This window comes from Bartonella sp. AP9QHHD (genome assembly GCF_042195625.1).
In the GTDB taxonomy this organism is placed as follows: Bacteria; Pseudomonadota; Alphaproteobacteria; order Rhizobiales; family Rhizobiaceae; genus Bartonella.
This window is the reverse complement of the sequence record NZ_JBHIOP010000037.1, coordinates 1-1,769: the sequence shown is the minus strand read 5'-3', so window position 1 is coordinate 1,769 and position 1,769 is coordinate 1. Positions and strand designations below refer to the sequence as shown.

The following is a 1,769-nucleotide window of genomic DNA, read 5'->3' as shown; positions in this document are numbered from 1 at the left end:
TAATAAACATGTCCATTTACGCACTACATTTTTATACTAAAAACCAAAAGTAAAATTTAAAATCACTTGGTATTCAATTAGCTAGGTATCAAAATGAAAAAAATTGAAAAAAATAAAAAATACGTATTGACTTTAAAGAAAAGCTCGTTTATTAAGGTTGGCAAGTGCTCAAAACACTGTAATACGAGCGGATAGGTTACGAAACGACCTCTTCCCATGTTTTTAAAATATACTGGCTTTCTTTTGTGCTCTTATTGGCATATAACGATTTTGCCGGGTGTGGTTATACTATACAATACCCTTCATAGGGGAAAGTGTAACGACGGTCTCGTATCCGTGTTTTGAGCGCCCGGCGCCCTTATAGGGTTGTCAATCAAAATGTTAAAATACGAGGTAATTATTATGCAAAATTCTGTCAAAAAATATCAACTCACCAATCAAACAATTCTTCGCGAAGGTAAAAAACTTTATCGCATTAAGGCGTTAAGAGATTTTGGTGATGTTAAAGCTGGTCAACTTGGTGGCTATATTGAATCTGAAGAAAATCTTTCCCATGATGGTAATTGCTGGGTTGGTGATCAGGCCATTGTTGTGAGCCCTGGTCGTGTTTACGAAAATGCGCAGGTTTATGGCAATGCAGGTGTTGGTGGTTTTGTATATGGTAATGCTCGCGTCTACGATTCAGCAAAGGTTTTTGCCAATGCCCATGTGTATGATAATGCCCATGTTTTCGATAGTGCAAAAATTGTAAGTAAAGTGCATGTTTATGAAAATGCCAATGCATGTGGCATGGCTATTGTTACTAAGAATATTTGTGGTGACACAATGAATAATGTTTATACAGAACGCCTTTCTCCTTATGGTGAAATTTGCTTTGTTATGTGTCGTCCTCATAGGAAAACAGCTTAAATAACGGCGCGGGCGCGGCGGGGGCGCCTCCTTATAACCATTTCATTTAAAAATTTGTTTGAATATTAGATTAGGGAGCTACCTATGACCACTAAAAATGTATCTAAAAAATATGAGCTTATAAATGAAAGTCACGTTAAAGGGATTACTTTATACCGCATTCGTGCTTTAAAAGACTTTGCTGATGTTAAAGCTGGTGATTTAGGCGGCTTTATTGAAAAGGAAGATAACCTTTCTCATGATGGCAATTGCTGGGTTTATGATAATGCTTGTGTTGTAAANCATTGGTGGTTTTGTTTATGGCAATGCGCATGTATATGATAAAACCCGCGTGTATTTTGGAGCTCATGTTTATGATAATGCGCATCTTTCTGATAAGGTGTGGGTTTATCAATATGCAAGGGTTTATGGGAATGCAAAATTAACAGGAAGTGCACGCATTTATAGCAAGGCTGAGGTTTATGATCATGCTGTTGTAAGTAGCTCTTCAAAAATTTATGGCAAGGTTTATGGCAATGCTAGCGTGGGTGGGTATGTTAAGGTCTATGGTTCTGTTTATGGCAATGCTAAAGTGACTGGTTATCACACCATTAGAGGTTTGGTACATGGCAATGCAAGATTAAAAAGAAATGAGTATTCATATACAGAACAAAACCCTTATTATGCATATGGAATTCCTGAAGATTGTGAAATTTATGAAAACGATACCGTTGTAAAGATTAGTGAAAAAGCAGCGTAAATAAAATAACGGGGCGGGGGGCTGCTTTATAGCAAAAAAGCCGCGCCTTTAAAGGACACGGCTTTTGTTTGCAACTGGAAACTTATACATTTTAAATGTTAAAGTATATTACACAAAACGT

At 36.8% G+C, this 1,769-nt stretch carries 1 protein-coding gene and 1 pseudogene; both read left to right on the top strand.

Annotated features, from left to right (window positions below):
- The first annotated feature begins 402 nt into the window (after nt 1-402).
- Nucleotides 403-909 (top strand): hypothetical protein, encoded by a 507-nt coding sequence (locus ACFIK4_RS02940; protein ID WP_120100860.1) that lies wholly within the window; start codon nt 403-405, stop codon nt 907-909.
- Between the two features lie 84 nt (nt 910-993).
- A pseudogene (locus ACFIK4_RS02935) lies at nt 994-1,648 on the top strand (hypothetical protein).
- Nucleotides 1,649-1,769 lie beyond the last annotated feature (121 nt).